Raw genomic sequence first — 14,176 nt, 5'->3', positions numbered from 1 at the left:
TGGAAAGCAAGATACTTCCCATCGAATGATATCAATTCAGCGCTGAACCCACAGCATTTAATCCCTCATAGGTTGCATAAGTGTATGGTCATTTATTTGAAGGCAATTTATACAAAGCGCCTGAGTGGATAACACCGACGACGAAAACAGCCGTGACGCGCAACAAAAATTCAAACGCCCGCTAGAGTTCGCAACAATAGGCGATTCACCCGGGCGCTCTTGAAACATTCATACCCACTGCAACGTTTCAGTCAACGAGACACAAATGACAACAGGCCTGAAATACAGTTTTGGATTGTACTGTGCTCGCAAAATCGGCCGTACAGTTTTCCACAATTCGGTACGCATTTTTTCCGCCCCCGGACCAAAAAATGCGCCAAAGCCCACTGCACAGCAGAGATGAGACGATGCCTGCCTGACAAATCACAGCATCGAACAAAAAAATCGAGCAGCGCATGGAACGAAAATACGCTCCACGCGTTATTTTGGGTCGCATTAGGTGAAACGGGCAAGGACATGAGACGAACAACACTTCATTAGATAACCACGCAACATTCTTGACAGAAGTGTGATACGTCCCTCCCTCATATCGACCCTCCCCTTGCCTCTAGATATTTGAGGCACTCACCCGACCCGGATTTTTCATGGCACGAATCACAAACTTTGCACGATCAACCCTGCTCATGCTGGTCGCAGGCATTGCTCTGCTTATCGTTATGGTTGGTTCATCGTTATGGCTCGTTAACGCCAACAACGATTATTCCCGGGAAATTCTTCAGCTTCGCACCATCCGTGCGCACGTTCTTAACATGCTGACATCCATGCAAGACGCTGAAACTGGCCAGCGGGGTTATTTACTTTCGCGTGATGAAAAATATCTCGAACCATACAACGAAGCAATGGCGCGACTGCCGGATATCAGGCCGAAGCTGCGGGAAAGCCTTTCCGACAACCCGGTACTTGCCGCAAAGCTGCCAGAACTGGACAAGCTTACAGACGCAAAAATTGAAGAGACAAACCGCACGCTTGCCCTGGCCGAGAACGGCGATTTTGACGGCGCTATCTCGCTACTCAGGACGGATTCTGGTCTCCGGTACATGGATGAAATTCGCGATATCCTCTCCACCTACCAAACCACGGTAGACGACAGGTTACGCATCATTGTTTCCGAGCAGATTGATATCGCGCGAATATTGCAATGGCTAACAATAACAGCTGCTATTGCCATACTGGGCGTTGTTGGTGGTGCGCTTGCGATCATCGTCCAGCACATTCGTGCTCTTTCAAGCGCTCAGGAGGAACTGGCATATCTTAACAAGGGGCTGGAAGAACGCGTGAACGAACGCACCGAAGACCTTATTCGCGCCAATCAGGAAATCCAGCGTTTCGCCTATATCGTTACCCATGACCTGCGTGCGCCACTTGTCAATATCATGGGATTTTTGAGCGAGTTTGAAAGTTCGGTCAAACACCTCACCGCCTATGTTCTGGCGGATGAAAAAAAGCCTGACGAGCAGGACATTCGCAATGCTCGCCTTGCCGTAGAAGAAGACCTGCCGGAGGCAATCACCTTCATTCGCTCATCGACGCGCAAGATGGATCAGTTGATCAATGCCATCCTGAAGATATCCCGCGACGGACGCCGCAAACTAACCCCTGAAAAGATAGACCTTCAGTCCTTGTTGGATACGGCATCAGCCAGCGTCCATCACCAGGTCACCAGTTCAGGTGGCGATATCTCCATTTCGATGGACGTGCGTCACGTTATCAGCGATCGCATTTCGCTAGACCAAATCTTTGGCAACCTGTTCGACAACGCAGTTAAATATCAGCAACCTGGTCGACCCTTGCAGCTTTCCGTCAGAAGTTACAGCAATGGACATGGCCGTGTGCGCATTGACATCAAAGACAATGGTCGCGGGATCGGACGTCAGGACCTGGAACGCATCTTCGAACTGTTCCGGCGTGCGGGTGAGCAGGACCAACCAGGCGAAGGAATTGGACTTGCCCACGTCCGGTCACTAATAAGAAATTTAGGAGGAGACATTACGGTGGATTCTGAACCAGGCAAAGGCAGCACTTTCCGGCTGATTTTGCCTTCAGATTTGACCAAAATCCCAAGGAGTAACGAGCTATGAAAGCTTCTGGCCAGGAAGTCACTATCGTCATGATCGAGGACGATGAGGGACACGCCCGTCTTATCGAGAAAAATGTCCGCCGCGCCGGCGTCAATAACGAGATCGTCCCCTTCACCCTGGGCAAGAAGGCGCTCGACTACATCTTGGGCGAAAACCGTGATGGTCTGCCGAGCAAGGACCGCTATCTGCTCATTCTGTTGGATTTGAACCTGCCGGACATGTCAGGCATCGATATCCTGGAACAGATCAAGACAAATGAACACACGCGCCGGCTTCCGGTCGTGGTGTTGACAACAACTGACGACGAACGTGAAATCCAAAAATGTTATGACCTTGGCGCAAACGTCTATATTACCAAACCGGTCGATTATGATGGATTCGCGACCGCCATCCGCAATCTGGGCCTGTTTTTCTCCGTTATTCAGGTGCCTTGAGGAATTCAATGCCGGCTCGCATTTTATACATTGACGACGATCCGGCATTGGCAAGGCTGGCGCAGCGTATTCTTGGCCGCTACGATTACAGTGTAACTCATGCAGCCTCCGTTGCAGCCGGCATTGAGGCCTTCATGGCTGACACCTATGACGCCGTTGTCCTGGACCATTATTTTCAGGACAAGACTGGCTTACATTTTCTAGAGGAAATTGGGTGTAAATCTACACTGGTTCCCATTCTCTATGTAACAGGGTCCAGCGATGCGCAGATTGCCATTAACGCGCTTAAGGGCGGCGCTGCGGACTACGTGATCAAAACGGTAACCGACGACTTTTTCCCGCTCTTGGCCAGTGCCATCGATCAGGCACTGAACAATGCCAGACTACGACGGGAAAAGGACGAGGCCGACCGGTTGCTGATCGTTGCCAAGGAACGGGCAGAACTGATGGTGGCTGAGATGAACCACCGTGTAGCCAATAGTTTGTCACTTGTTTCGGCCATGATCCGCTTGCAGACCAACACCGTCATCAGTGATGAAGCCAAGAACGCGCTTCAGGAAACCCAAAGTCGCATTGCAGCGATCGCTGGCGTTCATCGCAGTCTTTACACCTCGGAAAATGTCGGCGCTGTCGCCCTCGATGTCTATCTCGGCGCTTTGATCGACGACCTGCAACGCACCGGTGGCGCATCCCCTGAGATCATTGTTACCACCGACCTGAGGGCAGTGTTTGTCACCGCCGATCAGGCCGTGGCGCTGGGTGTGATCGTGACCGAACTGGTCTCCAACGCCCTCAAATATGCCTACCCGGAAGGCAAGGGACAGATTGGAGTCACGTTACGCCAGACGGAGGACAACCAACTTCAGCTGTGTGTCGATGATGACGGGATCGGTTTCAATCCGTCGGAACCTCCAAAGGGCACCGGTCTTGGTACCAAGCTTATCAAGGCAATGTGCAAGACACTGGATGCGACACTGGATTACGATGAGAGTGCACCCGGCGGGCATGTTCGCCTGACCTGGGCAGTACCGGTCGTCATCTAGCGACACAGGTTTCATACCGAAAACAGAAAAGGCGCGTGGTAACACGCGCCTTTCTTTGCCTTTGGGAGGATAAGGCGGGATCAACGATCCTTGCTGATGCTTTCAAAACGCGAAAGCCAAGGGCTGACAATCATACCTTTCACGTCACTGCGGAAAGCAGCGGTATCAACGACTTCCGAGAACGGCTGGATCGACATGACGATTTCATCCATGTAGGTCTGAATGTCCTCGTAGAGCTTGCCCTGCTTGGCGATATCACGCTCAAGCAACGCATCTTCGATCATCTTGTTCAGCTTCTCGTCGTAAAAGCTGGTGCGCCATCCCTGATAGTTGGTCAGCTTTGCATCGTCTGCGTTATTCGGGTTGTAGGCGATAGAACGCAGATTGTTGTCAGGGTGTGGCTGCTGACCGCCACCACCGCGACCAAGCAGCAGTTCAAACTTACGCTCACGCATCGCACCGTAAATCTGGTCGCCGGAACCGCTGATGATTTCAGCCTGAATACCGGCCTGTGCCAGTGTGTTCTGGATGGCTGTTGCGGCTTTCATGAACGGATCTTCGGAGAGAACACGCAGTGTGGTCTTGAAACCGTTCGGGAAACCACCCTCGGCCAGCAGAGCCTTGGCCTTTTCGATATCCAGCTTGTAACCTTCATCCGGCAACGAGCCGAGGAAACCGGTGCTGATCGGGCGCTGATGCAGTTTGCCGTAATACGGCATGATTGCCTTGTCGAGACCTTCGTAATCGATCAGGTAACGCAGTGCTTCGCGCACTTTCTTATTGGCGAAACGTTCGTCTTTCATCGAGACGCTGAGGTAATAGAAGCCCGAACCGGGCGTCGATTCAATTGCGATATCCTTGTCTGCTTCAAGTGAACGCAGGTCAGGTGCCTGCAAGGAATACGCGACGTCGATATCTCCCTTTTCAAGCATCAGGCGCTGGGATTGTGATTCCGGCAGATGGCGCATGAGAACGCGCTTCATCGCTGGCTTCTCACCCCAGTAGTCGTCATTGCGGGTAAGAATGATAAATTCGTTCGACTTCCACTGAGTCAGTTTGAAAGGTCCAGAACCCGCCGAGTTCAGTGTCAGCCAACCTGCACCAAGATCGCCATCTTTTTCATTGGCCAGAGCTGTCTTGCTGTCGATGATGGAGCCCGGACCGTTCTGGGCAAGGATCATCAGCAGCAGGCTCGGGTCATCCGGCTGCGGCAGGTTAAGGACAAATGTGGTGTCGTTTTCAGCAACAAACAGCTTGTCAGCGTTCTCAACCTTGTAACCACGGGTCTTGAGGAACGAAGACTGCGCGAGATTGCGAACCAGCAGACGCTTCAGGCTCCAGGCAACGTCCTGTGCAGTCACGGCATTGCCGGATTCAAACTTGGCATCACTGCGCAGATGGAAGCGAATGGACATGCGGTCTTCGGCGACTTCCCAACGCTCTGCAAGGCGCGGCTGGATGCTTCGGTCTTCTGGCGACAGAATGACCAGAGTGTCATAGGTATTGTTGAGAACCTGAACGGTTTCACGGCCGGTAATTGCAGCGGGATCAAGCGTCAGAATATTGCTCATTGTTGTCGCAACGACGAGCTGATCCTTGGGTGTTTCGGCAAACGAATTGATTGGCAAAGCGCCGATCAAAAGCGCGCCGAGGGCCGCGGTAGCAAGAAAGTGTCTCATATTTCCTCCCAATTTGCCGTTTCCTTTGGAATGACGGCTCTCCAAGTTTTCAATATACAGACCGGCCTGTTCCTCCACAGGCCCGGATGGATCAGCGAAGGATCTCACCAACAGGTGCTGCCAGTGCTTTTCCTATCTTTGCAGTTTCGTCAGCCTCCAGATGAACACCATCAACCGGGGATGACTTTGCTACAGAACCAGCATCGAAGAAGAAATGGCCAAGTTCTGCGGCAAGTTTGCGATAAAGGGGGCCAAGACGCTGCGATTCCGCGATATCGCGACCGGCGGCGGGAACGCCGCTCGCACCGGCAACACAGGCAGGTGGCGCAACGATCATCAACTTCGGTTTTGCATCACGCGGCTTGTAAGGAAACGTATCAACGATCTGCGCAAGCCGGCGGATGCCGGTCACGGCGGGCTCGGCACGCCCGCCATGGGTTGGCTTGATATCATTTGTGCCAAGCATGATGATGACGAGGTCCAGCGGCATATGGCTTGCCAGCGCAACTTCCAGCGCCTTGGCGCCATTGCGGCAGGCCGGCCCGGCATGGTCATCATAACATGTGGTACGGCCGCCAAGCCCTTCTGAAAGGATCTTCGCCTGGCCACCCAACTCTTTTTCCAGCACATCCGGCCAGCGATAGTCGGCCGGATGGCGCAGGCCGGTCGTTGGGTCGGCACCCCATGTAAGACTGTCTCCGAATGCAAGAACCGACTTCATGATGCGATCACCGAACCCTGTTGTTCTCAATGAAGTTGAAGTCGATGTCTTCACCGAGGCCAGGACGATCCGGCACATGGACGTAACCGTCACTGTCCATCGGATCTGACAGCGACTTCAGGTAATCGTGACCGTCGTCATATTCGAGGAATGGATGCAGCAGGCCACGCTCGTACCAGCGGCAATTCTTGGTCGCGGCGACCACATGCAGGTTCATGGCGGTATTGCCGTGCACTTCGCATTCAACGCCGAATGCTTCCGCAAGATGCATGGTCTTCAATGCTGGCGTTATACCCCCGACATCGTTGACACCCGTTCTGAGAATGTCGCAAGCGCCTGCCTTCAGCCACTCTGCGCGATGCCAATGTTTGCCGGCTGCACTTTCTGGCCCGACAACCGGAATATCGAGATTATCGGCAAGCCACTTGTAGGACGACATGGATTGCTCATCCATTGGTTCTTCAATCCAGTCGAAACCAAGCTTTTCAAGTCCGCGGCCCAGCGCCAGCGCATCGGTGCGCGAATACCAGTGAAACGCATCGATCATCAGGCGAATATCAGGACCAACAGCTTCGCGAACTGCAGCGCACGCCTTCAGGTCCATTTTCACGTCAGGCGCCCAGCTGACAGGCGGCATCCAGGTGTGCAGCTTGATGCCCTTGTAGCCACGCTTGACCAGCGTTTCGCCAAACCGACCGTAATCTTCCGGAGTCGCCAGTCCACCTTCAAGTTCGTCACCACACATGATCGAACCATAGGCGAGAACCTTGTCGCGATAACCGCCGATCAACTTGTATACAGGTGTGTTCAAAGCCCGGCCGGCAAGATCCCACAATGCGCAGTCCACGACCGCCAGAGTGCGATCTGTCAGCTGCGCGGCAGAGCCGCGCTGCCAGTGCGCAAGGTCTTGCCACAAGCGTTCACGGTCACGGTAGTCCTGACCGATCAGTACCTTTTTCACGAATTTTTCGATGACATGCGGGCGCACAATTTCAGGCGCCGTAAATGAGTGGCCTTCCAGACCATCCTCGGTGCGAATGGTGAGCATGGCCTGCTCCACCTTATGCGCGGGTCCGGGATGTGCATGACCGGCACTATCCGAATGGCGACGGGTCGTCGTTTGGAAAACGCGCACTTCGACGTCGGTGATGATCATAATTCCTCCCGTATGCAAGCATGGGCGCATCACGCCCTCATCATTCTGCCTGACATAATTAGACAGAAATATCAGATTTTGTCAAATCTGTACGACAGATTTTTTATTCTGGATGACAGGTTGGTCTACATCATTGGAAAACCTTAAAAAAACCTCCAACCTCGCCCGGACAGCTGCAAACAAGTCTGGAAAAATCATCTGCAAACGGTGACGTAATTGGCTTTGGACAAGCCTTCACATGCGATAACGTTGACAGGTCCCAGTGTGGCAGCACCATATTGCACAACAAGAATCATCGCAGTGACGCCACCGCTGCGACACCAACGCCCGACAAAACCAAAAGTGAGATTTCCATGAAGCCTGTTTCCACCGACGCCGCACCAGCCGCCATTGGCCCATATTCACAAGCTATCGCCGTGAACGGACTGCTTTTTGTCTCAGGACAGATCCCAATCGACCCGGCCACCGGTGAATTTTCGTCCAACGACCCGGTTGAACAGACCCGCCAGTGCCTGCGCAATCTCGCAGCCATTGCAGAGGCCGCTGGTACGGATCTTTCCAGAACCGTCAAGACAACAGTGCTGGTACGCGACCTGTCGCGCTTTGCAGACATTAACGCCGCCTACGCAGAATTCTTCAAGGCGCCCTTCCCCGCCCGCGCGACCTTCGAGGTTTCGGCGCTGCCAAAGGGTGCCCAGATCGAAATCGAAGCTGTCATCGCCCTCAAGGACGCCTGACATGACTGACATGTGTTGCGAACATCACTTTGAACTGCCGATAGCAGCGGCTGACCGCGAATGGACGCGACGCGCATTGAATATTCTGCAGGGCGATGGACATCGCTCTGCAGACACGCACCTCGTCAAACCGATTTTTCCCGGCCTGAAAAACATCAGCGTATACCTGAAGGACGAAAGCACACACCCGACGGGCAGCCTCAAGCACCGTCTGGCACGCTCTCTTTTCCTTTACGGGATTTGTAACGGCAGAATCGGTCCGGGCACAACGCTTGTTGAGGCATCTTCCGGCTCGACCGCAGTCTCAGAGGCCTATTTTGCGAACCTGCTGGATCTCCCCTTCATCGCCGTCATGCCGCGCTCCACCAGCCCGCAGAAAGTTGAGGCGATCGAGCGCTTCGGCGGCAAGTGCCATTTCGTAGACCATGCTGGCGACGTCTATTCCGTGGCGCAGAAACTCGCCACTGAATCTGGCGGCCATTATCTGGACCAGTTCACCAATGCCGAAAGAGCAACGGACTGGCGCGGTAACAACAACATTGCCCAGAGCGTGTTCGAACAGATGCAATATGAGGGTCATCCCGTCCCGGACTGGGTAGTGATGAGCGCTGGCACAGGCGGGACATCGGCAACGATTGGTCGGTTCATCCGCTACAAGAACCTCGAAACGCGCCTCGCGGTCGTCGATGTTGAGGGTTCTGCCTTCTATGATGCCTGGGCAAGTGGCGACATGGAAAAAACTGCTCCGGGCAGTCGCATTGAAGGCATTGGCCGACCACGCGTCGAGCCTTCCTTCGTACCCGGCGTGATCGACCATATGATCCGCGTGCCGGATGTCGCTTCAATTGCTGCCGCCCACGTCCTGTCCGACCGGCTTTTCCGTCGTGTTGGTGGTTCAACCGGCACAAACTTCTTCGGTCTTTTGTGCATTGCCAGCGAAATGATGCGCCAAGGCAAGGACGGATCACTCGTATCCCTGATCTGTGATAGCGGAGACCGTTACTCCGCAACCTATTACAATCCGAAATGGATTGAAGAGCAGAAGCTGGACATCAAGCCGTGGCGTGAGCGCATTGAGGCATTCATCGACCACGGCACACCACTAAAGTATTCCACACAGCAATCTGAGCCCAGTACATGAGAAAACGGCCCAAAGGGAAAGTCGCGAAGTTTCTCTTTGGGTCGCTATCAACCTCGTTGGAAGTTGGCTGTTTTCTAAGGTTGCTGATCAACACAGAACGACCGACGACGAAATCATTGCCGCCAGCCTTGACACCCGTAAATGTGAGAATAGCCGGGTACGGATAAAGGCAAATCCTCCACAAACAGAACTCGTCCTTTCGAGGGCTTTGGAACGTCCTCTTCACCACAAAGTGTCATGTTATTGCGTCACTAACGAAGGACGGCAGCGCAGGTGACTTGTCTTTACGCCCGCGGGCTCTTTTTCTGAGCCAAAAGGACTAGTCCCGCTATGAGCACGGTTCCCACAATGAACAGCAATGCTGCAGCAGCAATTGCAGGGCTGATGTTTTCCCTGATTGTCGAAAACATCTGGCGGGCAACAGTGCGCTGATTGGGGCCCGCGACGAACAGCGTTAGAACAACTTCGTCCAGGGATGTGGCGAAGGCGAAAACAGCACCCGACACAATACCCGGCATGGCAAGCGGCAAGGTCACTTTCTGAAGGACGACAACTGGCGATGCGCCAAGGCTTGCTGCGGCATTCTCAAGCCGTCGATCAATGCCTTGCAGCGCCGCAGTAACGTTGACCACGACGAATGGGATAGCAATAACAGTGTGCGCGATGATAACCCCAACATATGTGTTGGCGAGACCATACTGAGCAAACATCAATTGCATACCCACCCCCAACACGACTGCCGGAACAACCATTGGTAGGAGGAACAAAGTCCGGAAGAAACTAAACAACAGCGAAACTGATTTTCCTCGCAATCCAAGAGCTGCAACAGTTCCCATGATGGTCGCTAAAATAGTCGTTCCGCTTCCAATCAAAAGACTATTGATTATGGACCGACGCCACGCGTCAGCCGTGAACAACTCATGGAACCACCTGAATGAAAACCCAGGGATGGGATAGTTGAGAAATATGCTGTCTGTAAAAGCGAGCGGAAGAATTGCGAACAGCGGTGCCATAAGGAAGAAAATTACGGTCGATCCGAATACGGCTTTGCTGGCGGTAAGCGTTTTCATGTGCGCGCCTCCTCGGAGGAAAGGCGAAGGTATACAACATAGAGGATCATCGTTGCTGCCAAAAGAACCATACCGAGAGCGCCAGCCATGCCCCAGTTTGCCGCACCAGTCGCGTAATAGGCGATAACCGAGCTTATCATCTGATCTTGTGCTCCACCGATAAGCGCAGGCGTGATGTAATAGCCGAGAGCACTCATGAAGACGAGCAGCGCGCCTGATACGACACCGCGAAGGCTGAGCGGAAGTAAAACCAACAGGAATGCGCGGATAGGTGAAGCGCCTAATGAGGCTGCCGCTGGCATAAGGTTCTTGGGAATACCGATAAGAACGCTAAAAATTGGTAGGACCATGAAAGGTAGGAGCACATGGGTCATCGCAATAACAACGCCGAGCCGGTTGAAGATCAGAGGAACAGGCCCGCTCGTCAATCCAAGCGTTTGAAGCGTCAAGTTGATGAGACCGTTGTCCTGAAGGATAATGTACCAGGCGGCAGTGCGCACCAACAATGAAGTCCAGAGTGGAAGAAGTACAGCTCCCAGAAGCAGTTGGCGTTTCCACCCGGTCGTTGATGCAGCAACCATTGCGAACGGCAAGCCCACGGCGATGCAGCAGATTGTCACGATGCCAGCCATGATCAATGTACGGATCAGCGTAGTGCGATTGGCCGAGGTACCCTCTGGAGCGTTCGCAATGTTGCCGCTGGCGTCTCGTTGCAGATCGACAGCTGCCAGCAGGTTTCTGTCTGTAAGGGAAGCGCTCGCGGCGTCTTGGACGGCGATCCAGAATGCCGGGTCGCTCCACCGCGCATCAACGGACACCAAGTCGGTAACTGTCTGGTCAGCTACAGCATTACGTGTCTTGGTCATCAGAGTGCGGAAACCGGACTTAGCACTGTTCAGTCGACGGACGAGATCACCAAATAACTGATCGTCACTGATATTACGTATATCAGCGGCCAGCGACGCTTGTGCCTCTGAAGAAGGTGTCGATGACCGATCCCAACCTTCCAACGCCTCTGAAACCGTAGGAAGAGCATTTGACGCGACCGGATCAGAAACAGCGGACTTCATCATCGTGAAGAGAGGCGCCACGAAGAAGAAAACCAGAAAAATTGCGAGTGGTGCAATGAGCGCAAACGACTTGGTTTGTTTGGAGAGCCACGATGTTTGCGTCATGTTACGATCCAACATTGTTCGGGGCTGAACGACGCTACAATGTCTTGCCCAATCTCTGGAGCCACTGCCTTTCGATTGGCTTTGACGACAAGCCTCCGACCACCAGCATTGACCTCCACTTGAAGATGGTCTCCGTGGTAGACAATGTCAGTCACTCTCACCTTGAGCTCGTTTTGGCCCTCACCGACCGCGCCGAGCTCAATACGTTCTGGGCGCACCGATACCTTAACGTGCTTTCCAGGTTCATAAGTTGCGGTAGAAGCTACCTTTATCGGCTGACTGCCTTCCAACGTAACGTTAAGAAGGCCGTTAGATGAAGACGTCACCTTTCCAGAGAGAAGATTTGTTTCTCCAATAAACTCGGCGACGAACTGAGTTCTTGGCCTGTCGTATATTTCCGACGGACCTCCGATTTGTTCAATTTTTCCATGATTGAAGATCGCAATCCGATCCGACATTGTCAGTGCTTCTGTCTGGTCGTGCGTAACGAAGACAATGGTAAGCCCCAAGCGGTGATGAAGATCGCGAATGTCCATTTGCATCTGCTCGCGAAGCTTTTTGTCGAGAGCGCCCAATGGCTCGTCCATCAAGACGACCTCTGGTTCGAAAACCAATGCGCGGGCCAAAGCAACGCGCTGCTGTTGCCCACCGGACAGTTGTATGGGCTTGCGTTCCTGAAACGCACCGAGCTGAACCATGTCGAGCGCCTTCGTCACCCGTTCAACGATCTCACTCCTGGAGGCGCCACGCATTCTCAACGGAAACGCCACATTCTCAGCAACGGTCATGTGGGGAAAGAGTGCATAGTTCTGAAAAACGACACCCATATTTCGCTTATGGGGTGGAAGGGAATCGACGCGCTTACCAGCTACGGAGATCGCACCGCTGGTCGGGCTCTCAAACCCTGCCAGCATCATGAGAAGCGTCGTCTTTCCAGACCCGGAAGGCCCAAGCATGCTGACGAACTCGCCCTTGCCGATAGACAAGTCTAGATTATCAACGACAGTCATGATGCCGAACGCTTTGCTGACTTTGTCGAAATTTATAAACGCGTCGCTCATCATAACCTACGCTCGTATTGGATAACGCAACCTCCCTCCTCTCTCTGATGAGGGAAGGTCCGTTGCCCTTTTTCGGGCAACGGATATCAGGACATGAAAAGGCTGGCGCTTACTGCGCGAGCCAGGCGTTGAAGCGTTGCGTCAGCTCCTCCGCGTTGTCGGTCCAAAAGTCTACATCAAGCGGGATTGCGTCACTAATGTTTGCCTCAGTCGTCGGAAGTTCTTCCTGGAACTGCTGAGGGACCAACTTGGTCGCTCCCAGGTTGGGCAGACCATAAGCAATATACTCGGGCAGCTTGGCCTGATTTTCGGCCTTGCTCGCATAGCTAATGAAATCCATGCCTGCGTCCTTGTTTGGGCTGTCTTTCAAAATCACCCAGCTGTCGATAGCGTAGATGCTACCCGGGAACACAAAGCCGAACTTCTTGCCTTCCGAGCGGTTGATACCGCTGATACGGCCATTGTAGGCCGTGGTCATGACCACTTGTCCCGACGACAGGAGCTGCAGTGGCTGAGCGCCTGCATCCCACCAAATGATGTCGGCCTTCAATTCATCGAGCTTTTTAAATGCGCGATCAACACCACCTTCACCACTGAGAACGTCGTAGACCTCTTTGGCAGGTACACCATCAGCCATCAGAGCGAACTCGAGAGCGTATTTCGGACCCTTGCGGAAGCCGCGCTTGCCAGGAAACTTCTTGGTATCCCAGAAGTCTGCCCAGGTCTTTGGGGCTTCCTTCAGTTTTTCTCCGTCATAAGAGAGACCAGTCGACCATACGATGTTGCCAACGCCGCAGTCACTGACCGCGGCAGCAAGGTAGGCGTCCTTACCGCCAAGTTTTTCCCAGTCGATTTTTTCATATATGCCATCGGCGCAACCCAGCGCCAGTTCTTCAGCCTCAACTTCGACGACATCCCAGTTGGGCACGCCAGCCTTGACCTTGGCCTGCAAAACGCCGTAGCCACCATCCCAACTTTCGTCGAGAACCGGCTTACCAGTTTCGGCTGCATAGGGTTCGAAGAAGATTTTACGCTGAGCATCCTGAAAGTTTCCACCCCAAGACACGACTGTCAGATCACGTGCCTGCGCACTCAAACTGCCTGCCATCAGGATGGTGGATGCAATGATTGTAGCTTTAAAGATTTTCATCGGACGCTCCCCTTTGTGTTATCGACCGGCCAATAGGAAAGCACGTTTCCAAACTTTGAAAAGCGGGGTTAACCACCTTGTTCACTATACTCACCACCCTTCTGCAGGTTTGAACATCAGTAAGTCGGTGGTGTAATAGCGCTCAGGATTTCGCTAGGCCCTTCATCAACATTGCGGAAGCGATGGGGAAGCCTGCTATCAAAATAATATCCGTCCCCAGGCTTCAGGACCTTTTTAACATTGCCCACAGTGATCTCAACCATTCCCGACAGCACCATGCCCGCTTCCTGGGCTGCGTGAGTGAATTCCTCGCCGGTGTCTGCACCAGGCGCGTAGCGCTCATGCAGCATCAGGAGTTGCCGGTTGGGATGGTCCAGTCCGATAACGCGATATGAAATTGTATCAACCTTTCCAATCTCCACGAGGTCTGCGGACGAGTAGAAGGGTGAATACGGCAGACTGGATTGCAGATCAGAGAAAAAACCGGGAAGTGTTGTACCAAGTGCATCCAGAACCGCACCAAGCGTATCTATAGACGGGCTCATCCGGTCACGCTCGATCAAGGAAATCGTCGAATGCGATATTCCCGAGCGCGCTGCCAGCTCCCTAACGCCCAAGTCTCGGCGGCGGCGGAGCTCTCGAAGTTTACTCCCAATTTTAGGCATCAGTCA

General features: G+C 53.4%; 13 protein-coding genes. 5 read left to right on the top strand and 8 right to left on the bottom strand.

Annotated elements, in window-relative coordinates:
* Window positions 1–644: 644 nt before the first annotated feature.
* From ACZ5FM_RS20340 to ACZ5FM_RS20330, 3 genes are read left to right on the top strand one after another with little or no spacing between them, the layout of a single operon-like run.
* Window positions 645–2,138 carry a sensor histidine kinase gene (locus tag ACZ5FM_RS20340; RefSeq protein WP_250985722.1) on the top strand — a complete coding sequence of 498 codons (1,494 nt, stop codon included), beginning with the start codon at window positions 645–647 and terminating at the stop codon, window positions 2,136–2,138.
* Window positions 2,135–2,572: a response regulator gene (locus ACZ5FM_RS20335; protein WP_192489338.1), complete on the top strand. Its 438-nt coding sequence runs from the start codon at window positions 2,135–2,137 to the stop codon at window positions 2,570–2,572. The genes ACZ5FM_RS20340 and ACZ5FM_RS20335 overlap by 4 nt, the downstream gene beginning before the upstream one ends.
* A gap of 8 nt (window positions 2,573–2,580) precedes the next feature.
* On the top strand, window positions 2,581–3,615 hold the full coding sequence (locus ACZ5FM_RS20330; protein WP_259149763.1) for a sensor histidine kinase: 1,035 nt from the start codon (window positions 2,581–2,583) through the stop codon (window positions 3,613–3,615).
* 80 nt (window positions 3,616–3,695) lie between these two features.
* Here ACZ5FM_RS20330 and ACZ5FM_RS20325 read toward each other — a convergent pair whose 3' ends face one another.
* From ACZ5FM_RS20325 to ACZ5FM_RS20315, 3 genes are all read right to left on the bottom strand, one after another.
* Entirely contained in the window at window positions 3,696–5,294 is a 1,599-nt protein-coding gene (locus tag ACZ5FM_RS20325) for an ABC transporter substrate-binding protein (protein WP_259149764.1), read from the bottom strand.
* A 91-nt stretch (window positions 5,295–5,385) separates the two neighbouring features.
* Window positions 5,386–6,015 carry an SGNH/GDSL hydrolase family protein gene (locus tag ACZ5FM_RS20320; protein WP_259149765.1) on the bottom strand — a complete coding sequence of 210 codons (630 nt, stop codon included), beginning with the start codon at window positions 6,013–6,015 and terminating at the stop codon, window positions 5,386–5,388.
* A 7-nt stretch (window positions 6,016–6,022) separates the two neighbouring features.
* Window positions 6,023–7,171, bottom strand: a complete 1,149-nt coding sequence (locus ACZ5FM_RS20315; protein WP_192489342.1) for a mandelate racemase family protein — start codon at window positions 7,169–7,171, stop codon at window positions 6,023–6,025.
* A 353-nt stretch (window positions 7,172–7,524) separates the two neighbouring features.
* Between ACZ5FM_RS20315 and ACZ5FM_RS20310 the strand changes: the two genes are divergently transcribed.
* Window positions 7,525–7,908 (top strand): RidA family protein, encoded by a 384-nt coding sequence (locus ACZ5FM_RS20310; RefSeq protein ID WP_250985717.1) that lies wholly within the window; start codon window positions 7,525–7,527, stop codon window positions 7,906–7,908.
* A gap of 1 nt (window position 7,909) precedes the next feature.
* A complete protein-coding gene (locus ACZ5FM_RS20305) occupies window positions 7,910–9,049 on the top strand; it encodes a PLP-dependent cysteine synthase family protein (RefSeq protein ID WP_275642476.1) in 1,140 nt (379 codons plus the stop codon).
* Window positions 9,050–9,333: 284 nt separating this feature from the next.
* On the opposite strand, the gene ACZ5FM_RS20300 is transcribed toward ACZ5FM_RS20305, so the two are convergent.
* The 5 genes from ACZ5FM_RS20300 to ACZ5FM_RS20280 form a co-directional block, all read right to left on the bottom strand.
* On the bottom strand, window positions 9,334–10,119 hold the full coding sequence (locus ACZ5FM_RS20300) for an ABC transporter permease (protein WP_250985716.1): 786 nt from the start codon (window positions 10,117–10,119) through the stop codon (window positions 9,334–9,336).
* On the bottom strand, window positions 10,116–11,294 hold the full coding sequence (locus ACZ5FM_RS20295) for an ABC transporter permease (RefSeq protein ID WP_259149766.1): 1,179 nt from the start codon (window positions 11,292–11,294) through the stop codon (window positions 10,116–10,118). The genes ACZ5FM_RS20300 and ACZ5FM_RS20295 overlap by 4 nt, the downstream gene beginning before the upstream one ends.
* Window positions 11,291–12,355 carry an ABC transporter ATP-binding protein gene (locus ACZ5FM_RS20290; RefSeq protein ID WP_259149816.1) on the bottom strand — a complete coding sequence of 355 codons (1,065 nt, stop codon included), beginning with the start codon at window positions 12,353–12,355 and terminating at the stop codon, window positions 11,291–11,293. The genes ACZ5FM_RS20295 and ACZ5FM_RS20290 overlap by 4 nt, the downstream gene beginning before the upstream one ends.
* Before the next feature lie 109 nt (window positions 12,356–12,464).
* Window positions 12,465–13,505: an ABC transporter substrate-binding protein gene (locus tag ACZ5FM_RS20285; protein ID WP_250985714.1), complete on the bottom strand. Its 1,041-nt coding sequence runs from the start codon at window positions 13,503–13,505 to the stop codon at window positions 12,465–12,467.
* A 116-nt stretch (window positions 13,506–13,621) separates the two neighbouring features.
* Window positions 13,622–14,170, bottom strand: a complete 549-nt coding sequence (locus ACZ5FM_RS20280; RefSeq protein ID WP_192489347.1) for a cupin domain-containing protein — start codon at window positions 14,168–14,170, stop codon at window positions 13,622–13,624.
* Between the last annotated feature and the right edge of the window lie 6 nt (window positions 14,171–14,176).

This window comes from Agrobacterium sp. 5Ca50, assembly GCF_055381905.1.
This window is presented reverse-complemented; position numbering and strand designations above follow the sequence as displayed.

Coding starts and splice junctions, on each gene's coding strand:
- ACZ5FM_RS20340 (WP_250985722.1), top strand. CDS start 645: ATGGCACGAATCACAAACTTTGCACGATCAACCCTGCTCATGCTGGTC.
- ACZ5FM_RS20335 (WP_192489338.1), top strand. CDS start 2,135: ATGAAAGCTTCTGGCCAGGAAGTCACTATCGTCATGATCGAGGACGAT.
- ACZ5FM_RS20330 (WP_259149763.1), top strand. CDS start 2,581: ATGCCGGCTCGCATTTTATACATTGACGACGATCCGGCATTGGCAAGG.
- ACZ5FM_RS20325 (WP_259149764.1), bottom strand. CDS start 5,294: ATGAGACACTTTCTTGCTACCGCGGCCCTCGGCGCGCTTTTGATCGGC.
- ACZ5FM_RS20320 (WP_259149765.1), bottom strand. CDS start 6,015: ATGAAGTCGGTTCTTGCATTCGGAGACAGTCTTACATGGGGTGCCGAC.
- ACZ5FM_RS20315 (WP_192489342.1), bottom strand. CDS start 7,171: ATGATCATCACCGACGTCGAAGTGCGCGTTTTCCAAACGACGACCCGT.
- ACZ5FM_RS20310 (WP_250985717.1), top strand. CDS start 7,525: ATGAAGCCTGTTTCCACCGACGCCGCACCAGCCGCCATTGGCCCATAT.
- ACZ5FM_RS20305 (WP_275642476.1), top strand. CDS start 7,910: ATGACTGACATGTGTTGCGAACATCACTTTGAACTGCCGATAGCAGCG.
- ACZ5FM_RS20300 (WP_250985716.1), bottom strand. CDS start 10,119: ATGAAAACGCTTACCGCCAGCAAAGCCGTATTCGGATCGACCGTAATT.
- ACZ5FM_RS20295 (WP_259149766.1), bottom strand. CDS start 11,294: ATGACGCAAACATCGTGGCTCTCCAAACAAACCAAGTCGTTTGCGCTC.
- ACZ5FM_RS20290 (WP_259149816.1), bottom strand. CDS start 12,355: ATGAGCGACGCGTTTATAAATTTCGACAAAGTCAGCAAAGCGTTCGGC.
- ACZ5FM_RS20285 (WP_250985714.1), bottom strand. CDS start 13,505: ATGAAAATCTTTAAAGCTACAATCATTGCATCCACCATCCTGATGGCA.
- ACZ5FM_RS20280 (WP_192489347.1), bottom strand. CDS start 14,170: ATGCCTAAAATTGGGAGTAAACTTCGAGAGCTCCGCCGCCGCCGAGAC.